General features: G+C 73.2%; 15 protein-coding genes. 7 read left to right on the plus strand and 8 right to left on the minus strand.

Going from position 1 to position 18,564, the window contains the following annotated elements; genetic code table 11:
* The first annotated feature begins 217 nt into the window (after positions 1-217).
* On the plus strand, positions 218-1,369 hold the full coding sequence (locus AB0E05_RS31860) for a serine hydrolase domain-containing protein (protein WP_361970218.1): 1,152 nt from the start codon (positions 218-220) through the stop codon (positions 1,367-1,369).
* A 12-nt stretch (positions 1,370-1,381) separates the two neighbouring features.
* On the opposite strand, the gene AB0E05_RS31865 is transcribed toward AB0E05_RS31860, so the two are convergent.
* The 8 genes from AB0E05_RS31865 to AB0E05_RS31900 form a co-directional block, all read right to left on the minus strand.
* Positions 1,382-2,632 carry a sensor histidine kinase gene (locus tag AB0E05_RS31865; RefSeq protein WP_361970221.1) on the minus strand — a complete coding sequence of 417 codons (1,251 nt, stop codon included), beginning with the start codon at positions 2,630-2,632 and terminating at the stop codon, positions 1,382-1,384.
* Between the two features lie 17 nt (positions 2,633-2,649).
* Positions 2,650-3,435 carry an ABC transporter permease gene (locus AB0E05_RS31870; protein ID WP_361970224.1) on the minus strand — a complete coding sequence of 262 codons (786 nt, stop codon included), beginning with the start codon at positions 3,433-3,435 and terminating at the stop codon, positions 2,650-2,652.
* Between the two features lie 45 nt (positions 3,436-3,480).
* Positions 3,481-4,410 carry an ABC transporter ATP-binding protein gene (locus AB0E05_RS31875; protein WP_361970227.1) on the minus strand — a complete coding sequence of 310 codons (930 nt, stop codon included), beginning with the start codon at positions 4,408-4,410 and terminating at the stop codon, positions 3,481-3,483.
* Between the two features lie 578 nt (positions 4,411-4,988).
* Positions 4,989-5,582, minus strand: coding sequence for a hypothetical protein (locus AB0E05_RS31880; protein ID WP_361970230.1), 594 nt, complete (start codon positions 5,580-5,582; stop codon positions 4,989-4,991).
* 118 nt (positions 5,583-5,700) lie between these two features.
* A complete protein-coding gene (locus AB0E05_RS31885; RefSeq protein ID WP_361970233.1) occupies positions 5,701-6,228 on the minus strand; it encodes a DinB family protein in 528 nt (175 codons plus the stop codon).
* Between the two features lie 266 nt (positions 6,229-6,494).
* On the minus strand, positions 6,495-7,751 hold the full coding sequence (locus tag AB0E05_RS31890; protein WP_361970236.1) for a lipase family protein: 1,257 nt from the start codon (positions 7,749-7,751) through the stop codon (positions 6,495-6,497).
* A gap of 212 nt (positions 7,752-7,963) precedes the next feature.
* Positions 7,964-9,343 (minus strand): MFS transporter, encoded by a 1,380-nt coding sequence (locus tag AB0E05_RS31895; protein WP_361970239.1) that lies wholly within the window; start codon positions 9,341-9,343, stop codon positions 7,964-7,966.
* A gap of 391 nt (positions 9,344-9,734) precedes the next feature.
* Positions 9,735-10,220: a GNAT family N-acetyltransferase gene (locus AB0E05_RS31900; RefSeq protein WP_361970242.1), complete on the minus strand. Its 486-nt coding sequence runs from the start codon at positions 10,218-10,220 to the stop codon at positions 9,735-9,737.
* Between the two features lie 207 nt (positions 10,221-10,427).
* Between AB0E05_RS31900 and AB0E05_RS31905 the strand changes: the two genes are divergently transcribed.
* From AB0E05_RS31905 to AB0E05_RS31930, 6 genes are all read left to right on the plus strand, one after another.
* Positions 10,428-11,336, plus strand: coding sequence for a TIGR03619 family F420-dependent LLM class oxidoreductase (locus tag AB0E05_RS31905; protein ID WP_361970271.1), 909 nt, complete (start codon positions 10,428-10,430; stop codon positions 11,334-11,336).
* 30 nt (positions 11,337-11,366) lie between these two features.
* A complete protein-coding gene (locus tag AB0E05_RS31910; RefSeq protein WP_361970245.1) occupies positions 11,367-12,185 on the plus strand; it encodes an SDR family NAD(P)-dependent oxidoreductase in 819 nt (272 codons plus the stop codon).
* Positions 12,186-12,301: 116 nt separating this feature from the next.
* Positions 12,302-13,429: an LLM class flavin-dependent oxidoreductase gene (locus tag AB0E05_RS31915; RefSeq protein WP_361970248.1), complete on the plus strand. Its 1,128-nt coding sequence runs from the start codon at positions 12,302-12,304 to the stop codon at positions 13,427-13,429.
* Positions 13,430-13,444: 15 nt separating this feature from the next.
* Positions 13,445-15,196 (plus strand): D-aminoacylase, encoded by a 1,752-nt coding sequence (locus tag AB0E05_RS31920; RefSeq protein ID WP_361970251.1) that lies wholly within the window; start codon positions 13,445-13,447, stop codon positions 15,194-15,196.
* The gene (locus AB0E05_RS31925) at positions 15,193-16,656 is read left to right on the plus strand and encodes an aldehyde dehydrogenase family protein (protein ID WP_361970253.1); all 1,464 of its coding nucleotides are present in this window, start codon (positions 15,193-15,195) and stop codon (positions 16,654-16,656) included. Before AB0E05_RS31920 ends, AB0E05_RS31925 begins: the two co-directional genes overlap by 4 nt.
* A gap of 248 nt (positions 16,657-16,904) precedes the next feature.
* A complete protein-coding gene (locus AB0E05_RS31930) occupies positions 16,905-18,467 on the plus strand; it encodes an APC family permease (RefSeq protein ID WP_361970256.1) in 1,563 nt (520 codons plus the stop codon).
* Positions 18,468-18,564 lie beyond the last annotated feature (97 nt).

Raw genomic sequence — 18,564 nt, forward strand, 5'->3', positions numbered from 1 at the left:
GGCGCCGCTCAGGGAATCGTCAGGGGCGACCCCCACGAGACTCGTGGACGGTCCCTGATGTCCGGGGCGTACGGCGCCGGTTGACTGGTCGCGGAAGGGCGGCGGCGGGTGCGCACCGGTCGCCGCCGTACGGCACGGACCAGGGGGAACAGTGGTGTTGGCGAAGTTAACGAAGGTACGGGGCGTTTCGGCGCGGCGGCGGCGTCTCGTCGGTCTGGTGACGGCGGGGGCACTGGCCGTCGTGGCGACGACGGCCGGCGCGGCGCCCGGCGCGGACGCTCAAGGGCCGCCGGACCCGCACGCGCGGACGCAGGCCGCGCTGGACGCGATCGTCGCCGCCGGGACGCCCGGTGCGCTGGCCCGCGTCACCACGGGTGAGGGCCGGTGGTCCGGCGGCGCGGGGGTCGCCGACCTCGACACCGGCCGGCCGCGGCTGGCGGGCGACCGCTTCCGCGTCGGCAGCCTGACGAAGACGTTCACGGCCACGGTGCTGTTGCAACTCGACGCGGAGGGCGTCCTCTCGATCGACGACAGCGTCGAGCGGTGGCTTCCGGGCGTCGTCCGCGGCCGGGGGCACGACGGCCGCAAGGTCTCCCTGCGCCAGCTCCTGAACCACACCAGCGGCATCTTCAACTACAACCGCGACGCCGGATTCCTGGCCGAGTTCACCGGGGAGGCGTTCCTCAAGAACCGGTACAAGGGTGCCACCCCCGAGCAGTTGGTGCGGATCGGCCTCGCGCACCCGCCGGAGTTCCCGCCCGGCACCGGCTGGTCGTACTCGGACACCAACTACGTCCTGGCCGGGATGGTCATCGAGCGGGCGACGGGCCGCAGTTACGCCTCCCAGGTCGAGCGGCGCGTCATCAGGCCGCTGGAGCTGCGCTCCACCAGCGTCCCCGGCACGTCCCCGGCGATACCCGGGCCGCACTCGCGGCACTACTCGAAGCTCTACAGCGAGGACTCGGGCGCGGCGATCCACGACGTCACGGAGTTCGACCCGTCCGTGGCCGGGGCGGCGGGCCAGATCATCTCCACGGCCGGCGACCTGAACCGCTTCTACGCGGCCCTGCTCGCCGGCGACCTGCTGCCGGCCCGACAGATGAAGGCGATGCTGACGGGGGTCCCCATCAAGGACGGCGGCCACGGACGTACGGCACCGGGCGCGGTCGCGACGTACGGCCTCGGCCTGCGCTCCGACACCCTGCCCTGCGGGGTGACCGTCTGGGGGCACGGCGGCCAGGTTCCCGGCTCCCTGTCGCGGGCGGCGGCGACCCACGACGGCGGACACGTCCTCACGCTGAACAGGAACGGGGACTGGGGCGAGCAGGCCCTGGAGGACGCCGTGTTGGCGGCGGAGTTCTGCGACTGAGGGAGGGGCCGTTCAGGGACGGACCAGGGGCAGCCGGGCCGAGACCGCGGTGCCGTAGCCGGGTTCGGACTCGACGGTGAGGGAACCGGCGACGCGCTCGGCGCGGGACCGCATCCCGTCCAGCCCGAACCCGCCGGTCCCGGTGCGCTTCGGGGCCCGCAGCGGGTCGAAGCCCCGCCCGTCGTCGCGCACGTCCAGCGTGACCTCGCCGTCCATGTAGCTGAGGGTGACGCCGACGCGGGAGGCGGCGGCGTGCTTCGCCGCGTTCGTCAGCGCTTCCTGGGCGATGCGCAGCAGCGTGGCGGAGAGTTCGCCGTGCAGCTCCAGGGCCTCGCCGACGAGGGTGAACTCGGCGCTGACGTCGGTCTGCGCGGACCACGTGGCGACCGACTTGCGCAGCGCCCCGGGGAGCGTGTCGTGGGCCAGGTCCACGGGCGCCAGGTTGTGCACGGAACGACGGGCCTCGCCCAGGCTGTGGCGGGCCAGGGCGGCGGCACGGTCGACGTGCGCGTGCGCCGTCGCCGGGTCGGGCGTGCTCGACACCACCTGGAGCTGGGTGATGACGCCCGCCATGCCCTGGGCGATGGTGTCGTGGATCTCCGCCGCCAGCCGTCGGCGTTCCTCGACGACGCCCGCCTCCCGCGCCTGGAGGAGGAGCTGGGCCTGGAGGGCGGCGTTCTCGTCGAGCGCCTGCTGGAGGGCGGTGTTGGTGCGTTCGAGTTCGCCGATGGTGGCGGCCCGGGCGGCGGACCGCTCCTCCTCGTGCTGGACGAAGTAGCCGACCATCATCAGCAGGGCGTTGTTGACCAGGAGCAGCCCGGCGAACAGGGCCCACTGCTCGGCGCGGTCGAAGGGCAGCCCGCCGGCCTGGGCCGCGGCCAGCGGCAGGGAGGAGGCGAAGGCCCCGACCTTCCGCCACCGGCGGCCCGGGACCAGCACGTTGTTGTCGATGTAGCCCGTCGCCGCGTAGAACGAGAAGAAGGGGTTCAGCCAGGTGAGCACCGCGCTGAGGGCCCAGCGCAGGGCGAAGTACGCGGCCGATGCGGTGCCGGGGACCGGCCGGGCGCGACGGGCCCGGCCCCACCACAGCTGAAGGGCGATGGCCGCGACGATCAGCGCGCCGGTGGCGACGCGTTCGCCCGTGGCCGGCGTCAGGTCCGGCCGCGCCAGCGCCAGCAGGGTGCCGGTGGCGAGCAACCAGTACGGATGCCAGCGCAGGACGGCCGCCCAGCGCCGGTCGAGGTCGCTGTCCGTCGTCGCCATGGTCCCTGTGTACACGCTCATTCCCAACGGAACCAACGGACGGCGGCAGCCGAGGTGACCGCGGTCCACAACGCGAGAACGACCAGGTGGGACCAGGAGGGCCAGGCGCCGGCGGCGGCCTGGTCCAGGGCGCGGGCCGCGGCACCGAAGGGGGTGAACCCGACGGCGGTGGCCAGCGCGTCCGGCATGGCCTGCACGGGGATCCACAGCCCGGTGCAGAACAGCGCGGGGAAGTACACCGCGGTGCCGATGCCCGTCGCGTGCTTCGCCGTCTTCGCCAGCGCCGCCACCAGGGCGCCCATGGCGAGGCTGGCCGCCGCGGCGAGCAGCAGCGCCAGGGCGTACCCGCCGGCCTCGCGCGGCAGTGCCACGTCGAAGGCGAGCCGCCCCACGGCCAGGCACGTGGCCGCGGACACCAGCGCGGCCACGCCGTTCAGCCACATCTGCGCGGACAGCAGCGTGCCCGGGCGCACCGGGGTCGTCGACATGCGCCGCAGGATGCCGAGTTCGCGGTAGCCGGTCAGGATCGGCGGGAAGACCTGGAGGGCGGCCGTGATCAACGAGATCAGCGCGACCACCGGCACGTAGAGGTCGATGACCCGCAGCCCGTCGAGGTCCTCGCTGACCTCGCGGAACGTCGGAACGAGACCGAGGACCAGCAGCAGTGCGGGCGGGAAGACGACGGAGAGGACGTTGGAGAGGTCACGTCCGTAGAGCCGCACCTCGGCGCGCAGCACGGCGACGCGGGGAGAGGCGCCGCGGGTGCCGGCGGCCGGGGCCGTGGTCGTCGCTGATTCGGTCATGTCGCTGCTCCTGTCGGGGGTGGTCGATCGGCCGGGCACTGCCGCTCACGTCTTCGTCAGGTCGATGAAGGCGTCGTCCAACGTGGCGTCGGTGACCCGGAGCTGGTGCGCCTGGATGTGGTTCCGGGCGAGGAACGAGATCACCGCGTTGACGGTCTCGTCCGTGCCGCTGAGCGTGATCCGGCCGTCCTTGCCGTCGACGGCCGCCCGACCGGGGAGCGCGGCCAGCACCTCGGGGTCGATCGGCCGCGACGGCGTGAAGGAGATGACCGTGGACCCCGACGAACGGGCGATCAGCCCCTCCGGGGTGTCCAGCGCGCTGATGCGGCCCTTGTCGATCAGGGCGATCCGGTCGCACAGCCGCTGCGCCTCCTCCATGAAGTGGGTGACGAGGATGACGGTCACCCCGCCCGCGCGGACGTCCTCGATCAGCGACCAGGTGTCGCGGCGGGCGCGCGGGTCGAGCCCGGTGGTCAACTCGTCGAGGACGACGACCTGGGGGGAGCCGACGAGGGCGAGTGCGATGAACAGCCGCTGCTTCTGCCCGCCGGACAGCTGGCCGAAGCGGGTGCTGAGCTTGGGGCCCAGCCCCAGCCGCTCGGCGAGGGGCCGCCAGTCGAGGGGGCGCGGGTAGAAGGCGGAGTACAACTGGAGCGCCTCGCGCACGGTGAGCTTGGCCTGGAGCGCGCTCTCCTGGAGCTGGGCGCCGAGGACCTGCGTGACCTCGTCGTGGTCGGCGACCGGGTCGAGCCCGGCGACCCGGATGCGGCCCGAGTCGGGGACGCGGAGCCCTTCGACGCACTCGACGGAGGTGGTCTTGCCGGCGCCGTTGAGGCCGAGGATCCCGAAGATCTCGCCCTCGGCGACGGAGAAGGAGATGCCGTCGACGACGGTCCTGCCGCCGTACGCCTTGCGGAGGTCGCTGACGTCGACGATGGCCCCTCGGGCCCTGCGTCGTGCGCTCGAAGTCTTCATGCGAAGACCTTCGCGCGCACCCCGCGGTGCGCACATCGCCCATCGCGCTCGACCCCGAGTCAACCGATCGGCTACCCGCGCTACGACTTCGGGGCGCGACCCGGCGGGCCGCCCCGCCGCGCCCCTCTAGGCCCGCACGCCTGTGGCCCTGCGGGCAGGCTGGTTCCTACGGAGTAGGTGTTCGTGCAGTCCGGCGGGGCCCTGACCTCTCCGCCGCAGTCCCGCGGCAATTCGGTCGCCGCTGCCCGGTGGGGGCTGTTCGCGCAGTTCCCCGCGCCCCTGTTTCGCTGCCCCCGTCACTCGTCTGCGGGCTGGGGCAGGGGGGAGGGGCGCGGGGAACTGCGCGAGCAACCACAACGCACCTGCGGTGACCAACGCACCGGTGCGGTTACGGCGGGTATGTCAGGTGGTAAGGGGGGTGCCACCACGCCCTCTTGGCGGAGGGGGTGCCCCGTGCCCGCAGGGCACAGAGGGAAGAGCTGCGCGAGCGAGTACCAGGCACCCGCAGGGATCGGCGTGCCCGCCGGGCCACGGCGAGACGACGCGGGCGCGGCCAACCCGTCATCCTCGCTCGTCCGTCACGCCGTCTCGGTGAGCGGGCCGCTTCCCGCTGCCCCCGCCGGGAGGCATCGGCGGCGGTAGTAGGCGATCGAGAGGGCGATGACGATCGGACCCCAGAAGGTGAGCGGCGAGAGGGCGACCGTCGCGAGCGCATCCCACGCCCAGTTCGAGTACTCGACCGCCTCGACCACGCCGTACGCGGTGAGTCTGCGGTTCCCGCCGATCGGGACGCTGGTGAACAGCACCGTGAGGAGGAGGCCCCCGAGGACCGCCGGCACCACCGCCGCCAGCGGCCGGACGCGCTTGCCGCCGATGAGCGGGATCCAGGACGGGGCGACCTCGCCCCATCCCCGCACCAGCCCGATGGTGAGCACCGCGACCACCTCGGTGAGCACGCTGAGCGCGAGCACGTACGGGATCGACACCCACAGCGGCGGATTGCCGAAGTCCTGGACCTGCCCCATTTCGAAGTGGACGGCGAAGGGCAGTCGCCACAGGCAGGACGGCAGCAGGAGCAGCGGGAGCGCGTAGGCGAGGCGCAGGGCCCAGCGGGGGACCGGTCGTTCGGTGTCGCTGACGACGGGGGGCGTGTGGAAGAGCTTCAGGGCCATGGCCCCATCCTTCGTGGCGGGGCGGGGGCGGGGGATCGGCCACGGGGGCCGAACCCCTCCGCCGCGCGGGGGAGCCCTGGTCCCCCGGACGGTTGAGGCCCCCGCCCCGCACACGCACCTACGACCCGGTGACTCCGTCGATCCGCTCCCGCAGCAGGTCCGCGTGCCCGGCGTGGCGCGCGTACTCCTCGATCAGGTGCACCAGGATCCAGCGCAGCGAGATCTCCTTGCCGCCGACGTAGCCGGCCTCCTCGTCGGAGAGGTGGCCGCAGTCGTCGAGCGAGGCGTCCGCGGTGATCGCCCGGCCGTGGGCGATCTCCGCCTGCCACGCGGCCATCGCCTCGTCGAGCCCCCGGTCGGGGCGGAGGGCGAAGCCGTCGTCCCCGCTGTCGTCGAAGACCCGGGGCGCGTCCTGCCCTTCGAACTTCCGGCGGAACCAGTTGCGTTCCACCTCGGCGAGGTGCTGGACGAGTCCGAGCAGCGTCATCGACGAGGGCTTCACCGACGCCAGTCGCAGCTGCTCGTCGGTGAGCCCCTCGCACTTCAGGGCGATCGTGCCGCGGTGGTGGTCGAGCCAGGCGTCCAGCATGGTGCGCTCGTCGGCCTGCGGGGGCGGGACGGGTCGGCCGTCCGGCATCGTCGTCATGCCCCCATCGTGGCAGGAGCCTCTGACAACGGCCCCGCCGCGCAGGGGACCGCCCAGCCCTGCACGGCAGGGACGACGGGAAGCACTTCGAGTGGTGGAAGGGCCAGGCGGGACGAACCCCGCGGGGCGGGGACGACGTCATGGGTGCGACGCTGCTCGCGCACCCCGCCGGAGCACCCCCGCGCCGCGGGGACCACGACGGGCTGTGGCGTCGCGTCAAGCTGATGCCGGGAGCAGCCCCGCAACGGCGGGGCCCGCCGACGACGTTACCGGACCCCGAGCCGCTGCTTGATCCACGCCGTGGACTCGACCGCCGCCGCGTCCACCACGCTCCCGTGGTTCGCCGACGCGTACTCCCGGTACGTCACCTTCGAGCCCGCCTTCCGCAGCGCCTTCGCGTAGTCCGCCGTGACGTGTGCCTGCACGATCTCGTCCTTCGCGCCCTGGCCGATGAAGAGCGGCCGGTCCAGCCGTACGACGGGGGTGTCCACGTGCTCCCGCAGCGCGTTCAGCAGCTCCGGGACCGTCTCCGGGCGCTGCTTCCACACCGTGTCGTCGTTCAGCCCGGACTGCACGATCTGCGTGACGAGGTCGGGCAGGCACTTCGTCCGCGCCGTCGGCACCAGCTCGGCGGCCCGGTCGGTGAACAGGTGCCCGAAGTCGAGGTCGGCGTCGACGGCCCGCAGGCCCTCCGTGACCAGCGGGTACAGCGCCGTACGCACCTTGCGCTCGAACGACGGCGAGGTCGAGCGGTCGCCCACCAGCCGGCTCATCTTCGTCGGTGGCGCCGTGGCCACCGCGCCGCGGAAGTCCAGCCCGGGGGCGTAGCGGGTCGCGTGCACGGCCGCGCTGATCGCCGCGTGGCCGCCCTGGGACTGGCCCATCGCGACCCACTTCCGCGAGACGCCGACATCCGCCTGCCGCGCCGCGTGCACGACGTCGATCGTGCCGTACGCCGCGCTGCGCGCGTGCAGATACGGGTGGTCGCCCGGGGTGCCCAGGCCCTCGTAGTCCGTGGACACGACCGCGACGCCGCTGTCCAACCAGCCCCGGATCTCGGGGTCGTGGGCGAACGTCGACGCGTCCGTACGGCTCGGGGCGCACTGGTCCGCGTTGCCGACGGTGCCGTGGGCCAGGGAGATCACCGGCCAGCCGCCCTTGGGGGGCGTCCCGGCCGGGGCGAAGACCATGCCGGACACCAGCACCTTCCGGCCGTTCGCGCCGGTGGAGGTGTACTCGACGACCTGGCCGGGGCCGCCGTGGGGGCGGGCCTCCGGCGGCAGCGAGGTCGCCCTGACGAGCTTGCCGCTGCCGGGTGCGGGGCGGCCCTTCGCACCGTCGGACGGTGCGGAGACGCCAGCGGACTCGGGCGCCGGCGCCGCGGATGCGCTGCCGGCGCCCGCGAGCGCGGTGAGGGTCAGCGTGCCGACGGTCACGGCGACGGTGGCGGTGGTCCGACGGGCGCCACGGCGCGGCTGCGGGGGGCGAGTCGACGGCGTGGTGGTGGTGACGCGTGAGGTCACGGCGGTCCCTTCGCAAGTGACGGTCGGGGCCCCGGCCGGACCGCGGCGGCAGCCGGCCGGGACCCCGCACGGACTACCGCACGGTAATCTGCGGCGGGACCCGTCCTGAAGACACCCTGGGGCCATTCCCGCCTCGTCCGTGATGACGAGGAATCACCCGCGCCTCGTCCTCCGGGATCACAACCCGAGCCCCGCGCGCCGCGTCCGGAGCGCTACTTGCCTTCCTCGACGCGCTCGTCGGGTGCGGCCAGGAACAGGGCGAGGGCCGCCGCGCCGATGCCGACGAGCGCGTACAGGAAGGCGGTACGGAACCCCTCGGCGCCCGCCGCGTCCGCGCCTGCGACGGCCGTGCCGACCAGCACCGCGAGCCCGAGCGCCCCGCCCAACTGGTCCACGGAACGCTGCACCCCGGACGCCGTGCCCGCGTCGTCCTCGGTGACGCCGTGCAGCGCCGCGTTCTGGAGCGCGAGCAGCCCGACCCCCATCCCGGCGGCGACGCCGATCATCCCCGGCAGCACATCTGCGGCGTACGCACCCTGGTCGGGCAGCCGCGCCAGCCACGCGAGCCCCGCGCCCGTGACCACGAGGCCCACCAGCGCGGTGTACTTCAGCCCGATCGCGCCGATCAGCCGGGGCGTGCCCGCGATCGCCAGGAACAGGGCCGCACAGAACGGCAGGAAGGCCAGTCCCGCCTGGAGCGGGCCGAGCCCGATCACGTTCTGCAAGTACAGCGTGAGCAGGAAGAACGCGGTGGAGAGCGCGGCGCTCAGCAGCACGGTCACGGCGTTGGCGACGGCCCGGATCCGGTGCGTGAAGAAGGCGAGCGGCACGAGCGGATGCCGGGTGCGCGCCTCGACGGCGACGAAGCCGGCCAACAGCAGCACCCCCGCCACGACGGCCGCGGGCGCCGACTCCACCACGCCGTACACCAGGCTCAGCGGGCCCGCGGTCAGCAGCGCGGCCCCCGGCAGGTCGAGGCGTTCGGTGCGCACGCGCGGGCCGTCCGCCGGCAGCAGCCGCGGGGCGATCAGCAGGACGGCGATCGCGAGCGGCACGTTGATGCCGAAGATCCAGCGCCAGTGCAGCAGTTCGGTGAGCACGCCGGACAGCAGGACGCCGGCGACGAGCCCGCCGGCGGAGATCGCGCCCCAGACGCCGAGGGCCCTGGCGCGTTCGACGGGGTCGGGGAAGAGGAGCGCGATCAGCGACATCGCCGCGGGCGAGGCCATCGCCTCACCGGCGCCCTGCGCGAACCGCGCCCCGATCAGCACCGGCAGGTCGGGCGCGAGGCCCGCGGCGAGGGAGGCGACGGCGAACAGCGCGGCGCCGCACAGGAACATCCTGCGCCGCCCGAGGAGGTCGGTGACCCGCCCGCCGAGCAGCAGCAGCCCGCCGCCGACCAGGGTGTATCCGGTGACCACCCACGACAGGGAGCCGGTCGGGGCGTCGAACTGCGCGCCGATGGACGGCAGCGCGACGTGGACGACGGTGACGTCGAGGGCGATGAGGAATTGGAGGAGCGACAGCAGCGCGAGGGCCACGATCCGGCGATCGGCCAGTGGGCGTGCTGACGCCTTGGGAAGGGCGTTCATGGGACGGCGTACTCCAGGTACTCCAGAAAGCGGAATGGACGCTTCCGTGCCGGTACGACGAGCGGACCCCACCGGTGCGGACCGGTGCGGCCGGGGCCGTGGAACGGCACTCCGGAGTTACTTGGTGACGGCGATACCCATACGGAGATCGTAACCTCCGACGCGCCATGGTCGGCATGACCACGGTGGAGGGCGTCGACGCCCTCGGGACGCAGCACCGCGAGACGACGGCGCTGCTCGGGCCCACCCCCGCCGTGCGCGGGGACCACCGCACCCCGCTGTCGCCCTACGACCGCGGAATCGGACCACCCCCGCACGCGGGGACCACCTGTATGGCGCGGCCACGCCCACCCTGGACCAGGGGCCAACCCCGCGCGGCGGGGACGAGGAGCTACAGGGTGCGCTCGAAGCAGAGCGAGTCCGGGGACTGCGCGTACGGGCCGAAGTTCGGGATGCGAGCGTAGCCGGAGCGGGTGTAGAAGCGCACGGCCGCGTGCTGCCGGTCCCCGGTCTCCAGCCGCAGCGCCCGCCATCCGCTGTGCCGGGCCCGGTCCTCCAGCCCGCGCAGGATCGCCGCGGCGACCCCCGTCCCCCGCGCCCCGGGCGCCACGTACATTCGCTTGACCTCACCCGTCCCGCTCCCCAGCCGTCGCAGTCCACCGCACCCGAGCGCCGCCCCGTCGGGCCCGTACGCGACGAGGAACACGGCGATGTCCGCCGCGCTCGGCGGGGCCCCGGGCTCGCTGTCGTCGGTGCCGTACGTCTGCGCTATCTCGGCCCGCTGCCCGGCCCGCAGCGCGACGGCGTCCGCGTCGTCCCAGGGGACTTCCCTGACGTCGACGCCGCCGCTGACTCCACTGAACTCGCTGGTCTCCATCCGACGGATTCTGGCCCCGCCGTGTTTCACGCATGTGTCCCGCTCCTGCCCCGGCCCCCACCCTTGCCTGGTCGCGCCCCAGGCGGTCAAATGTGACGAGGCGTCAGATCTGGTTGTCGCGGGGCCCGGGACGAGCCCGGGGCCGAGTCGAGGAGGCGTTGCGTCGTGTACGTGCAGGTGTTGCCCGAAGGGCGGTTGGCCTACGGGATGCAGCTTCCCGTGCAGGCCCAGAGCGCGCTGTTCGCCGAGGCGTGGGAAGCCGAGGCGGGGGTGGACGACCTCGTGGAGGTGGCGAAGGTCGCCGATCGGACCGGGTTCGCCTACGTCGCCGTGTGCGACCACGTCGCGATACCGCGGCGGCTCGCGGACGCGATGTCGACCGTCTGGTACGACCCCGTCGCCACGCTCGCCCACCTCGCCGCGGTCACCCGGCGCGTACGGCTGCTGAGCCACGTCGCCGTCGTCGGGCTGCGGCACCCGCTGGTGGCCGCCAAGCAGTACGCCACGCTCGACCACCTCTCCGGGGGGCGGCTGGTCCTCGGGGTGGGGGCCGGGCACGTGCGGGAGGAGTTCGAGGCGGTCGGGGTCGACTTCGAGGGGCGCGGGGGGCTGTTGGACGAGACCGTCGACGCGCTCAGGGCCGCGCTCGGGCCCGAGGAGTACCCGGAGCACGCGGGCGAGCGGTTCGCCTTCTCCGGGCTGGGGCAGCGACCGCGGCCCGCGCAGGTGCGGGTGCCGCTGTGGGTCGGCGGGTCGTCGCCCGCCGCGGTGCGGCGCGCAGCGCTGCGCGGGGACGGGTGGCTGCCGCAGGGCGACCCGCGCGACCGGCTCCCCGCGCAGATCGCCCGGCTGCGGCGGCTGCGCGAGGAGGCCGGGATCGCCGCGCCGATCGAGGTCGGGGCGATCGCCGAGCCGTTGTACGTGGGGGAGCCGGCGTGGGACGTGGGGCGGCGCACCCTGACCGGGGAGCCGGCCGCGATCGCCGCGTCGCTGCGGGCGTACCCGCAGATGGGGGTGGGCCAGATCCAGGTGCGGTTCCGCAGCCGCAGCCGCGCCGAACTCACCGACCAGATGGCCGCGTTCGCCCGTGACGTCGCACCCCACGTCACGGCCTGAGGCACTCGACGACCCGAAGGGAACCCCGACATGAGCCCTCAGCCCCCCAGCCCGCCCGGCAAGCTCCACGGGCGCGTCGTCCTGGTCACCGGAGCCGCCCGCGGGCAGGGTGAAGCGGAGGCCCGCCTCTTCGCCGCCGAGGGCGCCCGCGTCGTCCTCGCCGACGTCCTCGACGAGCAGGGGGAGGCCGTCGCCGCCGACATCGGCGCGGAGCACGCCCTCTATCTGCACCTGGACGTGACCGAGGAGGACGGCTGGCGCGCCGCGCTCGCGGCCGCGAAGGAGCGGTTCGGGCACGTCGACGGGCTGGTCAACAACGCCGGCGTGCTCCGCTTCAACGAACTGGTCGCCACCTCCCTCGCCGAGTTCCAGCTGATCACGCAGGTCAACCAGGTCGGCGCGTTCCTCGGCATCCGCACCGTCGCGCCGGAGATCGCCGCGGCCGGCGGCGGCACGATCGTCAACACCTCCTCGTACACCGGGCTGACGGGCATGGGGTACGTGGGCGCGTACGCCGCCTCCAAGCACGCCGTCGTCGGGCTCACCCGCGTCGCCGCGCTGGAGCTGGCGCCGAAGGGGATCCGGGTGAACGCGGTCTGTCCGGGCGCGGTGGACACCCCGATGGCCCACCCGGACGCCTTCGCCGCGGACGCCGACCCCGCGACCGTGGAGAAGGTGCGGCGGGCGGCGGACGCGTACTACCGGAAGCTGGTGCCGCTGGGGCGGATGGGGAGCCCGGAGGAGATCGCCAAGCTCGCGCTCTTCCTGAGCTGCGACGACTCCTCGTACATCACCGGCCAGCCGATCGTCATCGACGGCGGATGGCTGGCCGGGGTGAGCGTGGGGTAGCACCACGGACAGGCTGGATCTGACGGGACGTCAGCTATTGACGCTCCCGGGCGCCGGTGGAACAGTCGTGAACTGACGATGCGTCAGAAAAGTGGGAAGAGGACGGTGAACGCCCCGTGGAATTCGGGATCTTCGTACAGGGATACGTCGGCAAGCGCGCCGAGACCGACCCCCTCGCCGAGCACAAGGCGCTCATGGAGGAGACCGAGTACGTCATCCAGGCCGACCGGTCGGGCTTCAAGTACGCCTGGGCCTCCGAGCACCACTTCCTGGAGGAGTACTCGCACCTCTCCGCCAACGACGTCTTCCTCGGCTACCTCGCCCACGCCACCGACCGCATCCACCTCGGCTCCGGCATCTTCAACCCCCTCGCCCCCGTCAACCACCCCGTGAAGGTCGCCGAGAAGGTCGCCATGCTCGACCACCTCTCCGAGGGCCGGTTCGAGTTCGGCTCCGGGCGCGGCGCCGGCAGCCACGAGATCCTCGGCTTCCTGCCCGGCATCACCGACATGAACCACACCAGGGAGATCTGGGAGGAGACCATCGCCGAGTTCCCCAAGATGTGGCTCCAGGAGGAGTACGAGGGGTTCCAGGGCCGGCACTGGTCGCTGCCGCCGCGCAAGGTGCTGCCCAAGCCGTACGGCGCGGCGCACCCGGCCATGTGGTACGCGGCCGGCTCCCCCTCCTCGTACGCCATGGCCGGTCGCAAGGGCCTCGGGGTCCTCGGGTTCAGCGTGCAGAAGGTCTCCGACATGGAGTGGGTGCTCGACTCGTACAAGACCGCCGTCGGCGAGGCGCAGGCGATCGGCGCGTACGTCAACGACAACGTCATGGTCACCTCCACCGCGATCTGCGCCGAGACCCACGACGAGGCCGTGCGGATAGCCGTCGGCGGCGGGCTGAACTACCTCCAGTCGCTGCTCTTCCGCTACCACGACACCTTCCCGCGGCCCGAGGGCGTGCCCGAGTGGCCCGAACTGCTCCCCGAGTACACCGCGGAGGTCGTCGAACTCCTCATCCAGGAGGAGCTGATGATCTGCGGCGACCCCGACGAGGTGTTGCAGCAGTGCAAGCGGTGGGAGCAGGCGGGCGCCGACCAGCTCTCCTTCGGGCTGCCGATCGGCATCTCGTACGAGGACACCATGAACACGATCAAGCTGATCGGCGAGCACGTCATCCCGCAGATCGACACCGACCCCGTGCACCGCACGACCCGCTTCCGCAACGCCGCCACCACCGCCTGACGAGGAGGCACCGCCGTGCTCGACCACCTCATCCGGTCCGCCACCGTCGTCGACGGGACGGGAGCGCCGGCGTACGTCGCCGACGTCGGGCTGCGGGACGGCCGGATCGCCGTCGTCGCCGAGCCGGGGACCGCCGTCGAGGAGGCCAGGACCGAGGAGGACGCCACCGGGCTGGTCCTCGCGCCCGGCTTCGTCGACCCGCACACGCACTACGACGCCCAACTGTTCTGGGACCCCTACGCCACTCCCTCGCTCAACCACGGCGTGACCACGGTCGCCGGCGGCAACTGCGGCTTCACCCTCGCGCCGCTCAACCCGGACCGGCCCGAGGACGCCGACTACACGCGGCGGATGATGGCCCGGGTCGAGGGGATGGCGCTGGTCGCGCTGGAGGAGGGCGCGCCCTGGAACTGGCACACCTTCGGCGAGTACCTGGACGCCCTGGACGGCCGGATCGCGGTGAACGCCGGCTTCATGGTGGGGCACTGCGCGCTGCGGCGGCACGTCATGGGCGCCGACGCGGTCGGCGGCCGGCCCACGGACGAGCAGCTCGCGCGGATGGTGGAGCTGCTGCACGACGCGATGGCCGCGGGCGCCTGGGGCCTGTCCACCACCCAGTCGTCCACCCACGCCGACGGCGACGGGCAGCCGGTCGCCTCCCGGCACGCCGCGCCGGACGAGCTGCTGGCGCTCTCCCGGGCGGTCGCCGAGCACGAGGGGACGCAGCTGGAGGCGATCGTCGCCGGGTGCCTGGACCAGTTCAGCGACGCGGAGATCGATCTGTTCGTCGCGATGACGGCGGCGGCCGGGCGCCCGCTGAACTGGAACGTGCTCACCGTCGACGCGGCCGTGCCCGAGCGGGTGCCGCGGCAACTGCTGGCCAGCGAGCGGGCGCGGGCGGCGGGCGGGCGGATCGTCGCGCTGACGATGCCGATCCTCACCCCCATGAACATGTCGCTGGGCACCTTCTGCGCGCTCAACCTGATCCCCGGGTGGGGCGAGGTGCTGGCGCTGCCGGTGGAGGAGCGGATCGCGAAGCTGCGCGACCCCGAGGTGCGGGCGGAGATGCTGCGGCGCGCGGAGTCCAAGGAGGCGGGCGTCTTCCGGCGGCTGGCGAACTTCGACCGGTACGTCATCGGGGACACCTACTCGCCCCGGAACGAAGGGCTCGGCGGGCGGGTCGTCGGCGACATCGCGGCCGAGCGCGGCCAGGACCCCTTCCACTGCCTGGTGGAGATCTGCGCCAACGACGGGCTGCGGACCGTGCTGTGGCCGATGCCCACGGACAACGACCCGGCGTCGTGGGAGCTGCGGCGGCGCACCTGGGAGCACGAGGACGTCCTGCTCGGCGGCTCGGACGCGGGCGCCCACCTGGACCGGATGTGCGGGGCGCCGTACACCACCCGGTTCATCGGCGACTGTCTGCGCGGGCGCAGGCTGGTGTCGCTGGAGGCCGCGGTGAAGATGCTCACCGACGATCCGGCGCGGCTGTTCGGGCTGCGCGAGCGCGGGCGGGTGGCCGAGGGGTACCACGCGGACCTGGTGCTCTTCGACCCGGAGCGGATCGACGCGGGGCCGGCGCGGCTGGTGCACGACCTGCCGGGGGACAGCCCGCGGCTGGACGCCCGGGCGCTGGGGGTGGTGTCCGTGCGGGTGAACGGGGTGGAGGCGATCCGGGACGACCGGGTGACGGGCGCGGTGCCGGGGATCGTGCTGCGCTCCGGCCGGGACACGCGGACGGTTGACACCAGGGTCCCGACGCGGTGACGGGGCCGGGGGAACAGCGGCTGTTCATCGGCGGCGAGTGGGTCGAGCCCGACGACGGGCACTACGAGGTCGTGAACCCGGCGACCGAGACCGTCGTGGGGCTGGCGCCGGAGGCCGGCCGGGCCCAGGTGCACGCGGCGGCAGCGGCGGCGCGCGAGGCGTTCGGCCCCTGGTCGCGCACCCCGCCCGAGGAGCGCGCCCGGATCCTCGCCGCCGCCGCCGACGTCATCGAGCGGGACGCCGCCGCCCACGCCGACGTGGCCCGCCAGGAGAGCGGGGCGACGACCGCGACCGCGCGCGGCATGCAGGTCGCGGTGGCCGCCGCGCGTTTCCGCCGGTACGCGAAGGGCGCGCTGGAACCCGTCGAGCGGGCGCTGGCGCCGCAGGTGACCGCGGCCGGCCCCTTCGGCCGGGCGGCGGTCGTCGGCGCGGTCGCGGTGCGCCGGCCGGTGGGCGTGGTCACCTGCATCACCTCGTACAACAACCCCTGGGCGAACCCGGCGGGGAAGGTCGCGCCGGCGCTGGCGATGGGCAACACGGTCGTGGTGAAGCCGGCGCCGCAGGATCCGCTGTCGGTGTTCCGGATGGCGCGGGCGCTGGCGGAGGCGGGGGTGCCGCCGGGCGTGGTGAACGTGGTGACCGGTTCCGGGCCGGCGGCGGGGCGGGCCGCGGTCGACTCGCCGGACGTCGACATGGTGAGCTTCACCGGCTCGACGGCGGTGGGGCGGGCGATCGCCGAGGTCTGCGGGCGCGGGATGAAGCGCCAGCTCATGGAGTTGGGCGGCAAGGGCGCGGCGCTCGTCTTCGACGACGCGGACCCGGCCGCGGCGGTGGCGGGGATCGGGACGACGTACTCCTTCTACAGCGGACAGATCTGCACGGCGCCGACGCGGGTCATCGCGCAGCGCGGGATCTACGAGCGGCTGGTGGCGGGCCTCGCCGGGTACGCCGGTCGGCTGACCGTGGGCGATCCGGCGGAGCGGGGCACCGTGGTGGGGCCGGTGATCTCGGCCGCGCACCGCGACCGGGTGGAGTCGTACGTGGCGCTGGGCCGGGCGGAGGGCGCCCGGTTGGTCGTCGGCGGCGAGCGGCCCGACCTCGGCAAGGGCTTCTACGTGGCGCCGACGCTCTTCGCGGAGTGCACGAGCGCGATGCGGGTGGTGCGGGAGGAGGTCTTCGGGCCGGTGGTCGTGGTGCTGCCCTTCGACACGGAGGAGGAGGGGATCGCGCTCGCCAACGACAGCGAGTACGGGCTGATCGACTACGTGTGGTCGGGGGACGTGGCGCGGGCGTTCCGCGTCGCGGGCGAGCTGCGGGCCGGCGGGGTAGGGGTGAACACGGTCGGTCGGCACATGGAGGCGCCGTTCGGCGGGTTCAAGCAGAGCGGGGTGGGGCGGGACGTGGGGTCGTACGCCCTGCACGCGTACAGCGAGACGCAGGCGCTGGTCTGGCCCGGGTGACCCCCGCGGCCCCGGGCCGTCGGGTGTTCGCTGTCGGCTCACCGGAAAATTTCACAAGGGGTAAAACGGGCACCGCTGCGGTTATCGTACGTCGCAAAATCGATGGCACACCTTACGAGCTGGGAGTGGTTTCCTGAGTAGAGCTTTCATGCGCAGGAAATCCTCCGTACTCGCCACCGAAAGGAAAGGTTCGATATTCGGACGCTTGGGCTCCGGATGTGGAAACCGCAGCACTTAACGTCCTGTTCATGACTCAGCTGGACGCCCGGCCGCAGGCCGGAGACACGGTGCGGGGCGCCGCCCCCGGCAAGGGCGGTGGCGTGCGCGGCAAAGGGCTCGGCGGCAACTCCGTCGGGCTGACCGGCAGTGCCGTCATCGGCATTTCCACCGTCGCCCCCGTCTACTGCCTCACCTCCACCCTCGGCTCCACGGCAGGTGAGGTCGGGCTCCAGATGCCCGCGATCTTCCTGGCGGGCTTCCTTCCGATGCTGCTGGTCGCCTTCGCGTACCGGGAGCTCAACCGGGTCATGCCGGACTGCGGCACCTCCTTCACCTGGACGGTGAAGGCGTTCGGGCCGCGGGTGGGCTGGATGTGCGGCTGGGGCCTGGTGGTCGCCACGATCATCGTGCTCTCCAACCTCGCCGGCGTCGCGACGTCCTTCTTCTGGCTGCTCGCGGGCGAGGTCACCGGCAGCGACGCGGTGGCCGCGCTCGACGACAACAAGGCCGTGCACATCGTCACCGTGCTCGCGCTGATCGCGATCGCCACCGCGATCAGCTACCGCGGCATGACGGCGACCAAGGGCGTGCAGTACGCCCTGGTCGGCCTCCAGCTCCTGGTCCTCGGCGTCTTCGTCGCGATGGCGCTCTCCAAGGCGGGCTCGTTCGAGACCTCGCTGTCCTTCTCCACCGAGTGGCTGAACCCCTTCGCCGTGGAGTCCTTCGCCGCCTTCACCGCCGGCCTGTCGCTGTCGATCTTCATGTACTGGGGCTGGGACGCGAGCCTGAGCGCCAACGAGGAGACCACCGGCAGCGGCAAGACCCCCGGCCGGGCCGCGCTGATCGCCATGGTCGTGCTGGTCGCCTCGTACCTGATGACCGGCGTCGCCGCGCAGATGGCCGTCGGCTCCGGCGGGACGGGCCTCGGGCTCGCCAACCCGGAGACCTCCGACAACGTCTTCGCCGCGCTCGCCGGCCCGGTCATGGGCCCCGGCCTCGGCGTCCTGCTCTTCGTCGCGGTCCTCGCGTCCGCCGCGGCGAGCCTCCAGACCACCTTCATCCCGGTCGCCCGCACGGTGCTCGCGATGTCGACGTACCAGGCGCTGCCGCCGTCCTTCGCCCGGGTCAACCCGCGCTTCAAGACCCCCGGCAAGGCCACGGTCGTCGCCGGCATCGCCACCGGCGCCTTCTACACCGTCATGACGCTGGTCAGCGAGAACGTCCTGATCGACACGATCTACGCGCTCGGCCTCATGATCTGCTTCTACTACTCCCTCACGGCCTTCGCCTGCGCCTGGTACTTCCGCGCCGAGATCCTCCGCTCCGGCCGGGACTTCGTCTTCAAGGGCCTGGCCCCGGTCGTCGGCGGGCTGCTGCTCGCGGCGGTCTTCGGCAAGACGCTGTACGACATGTGGGACCCGGCGTACGGCAGCGGCTCCACCGTCGCGGGCGTCGGCTCGGTCTTCGTGATCGGCGTGGGGCTGCTGGCGCTCGGCCTGGTGATCATGGTGGTGATGCGGCGGGTCAGCCCGGCGTTCTTCCGCGGCGAGGTGCTCAAGCGGGACACCCCGTCCCTGATCATCGCGGACTGAGTCCGGTCGTACGACGTGGGGAGGAACTCTTCGGCAGCTGAGGTCCGAGGGACGAGTTCGGAGGCCGGGGGTCACGCAGCGGTCGTCACGAGCGCTC

Origin of the sequence: Streptomyces sp. NPDC048057 (assembly GCF_040653095.1) — a bacterium.
Lineage (GTDB): Bacteria > Actinomycetota > Actinomycetes > Streptomycetales > Streptomycetaceae > Streptomyces.

Bases quoted from the DNA above. Each gene is read 5' to 3' on its own strand.
- AB0E05_RS31865 (WP_361970221.1), bottom strand. From the start codon at position 2,632: ATGGCGACGACGGACAGCGACCTCGACCGGCGCTGGGCGGCCGTCCTG.
- AB0E05_RS31870 (WP_361970224.1), bottom strand. From the start codon at position 3,435: ATGACCGAATCAGCGACGACCACGGCCCCGGCCGCCGGCACCCGCGGC.
- AB0E05_RS31875 (WP_361970227.1), bottom strand. From the start codon at position 4,410: ATGAAGACTTCGAGCGCACGACGCAGGGCCCGAGGGGCCATCGTCGAC.
- AB0E05_RS31880 (WP_361970230.1), bottom strand. From the start codon at position 5,582: ATGGCCCTGAAGCTCTTCCACACGCCCCCCGTCGTCAGCGACACCGAA.
- AB0E05_RS31885 (WP_361970233.1), bottom strand. From the start codon at position 6,228: ATGACGACGATGCCGGACGGCCGACCCGTCCCGCCCCCGCAGGCCGAC.
- AB0E05_RS31895 (WP_361970239.1), bottom strand. From the start codon at position 9,343: ATGAACGCCCTTCCCAAGGCGTCAGCACGCCCACTGGCCGATCGCCGG.
- AB0E05_RS31900 (WP_361970242.1), bottom strand. From the start codon at position 10,220: ATGGAGACCAGCGAGTTCAGTGGAGTCAGCGGCGGCGTCGACGTCAGG.
- AB0E05_RS31905 (WP_361970271.1), top strand. From the start codon at position 10,428: ATGCAGCTTCCCGTGCAGGCCCAGAGCGCGCTGTTCGCCGAGGCGTGG.
- AB0E05_RS31910 (WP_361970245.1), top strand. From the start codon at position 11,367: ATGAGCCCTCAGCCCCCCAGCCCGCCCGGCAAGCTCCACGGGCGCGTC.
- AB0E05_RS31930 (WP_361970256.1), top strand. From the start codon at position 16,905: ATGACTCAGCTGGACGCCCGGCCGCAGGCCGGAGACACGGTGCGGGGC.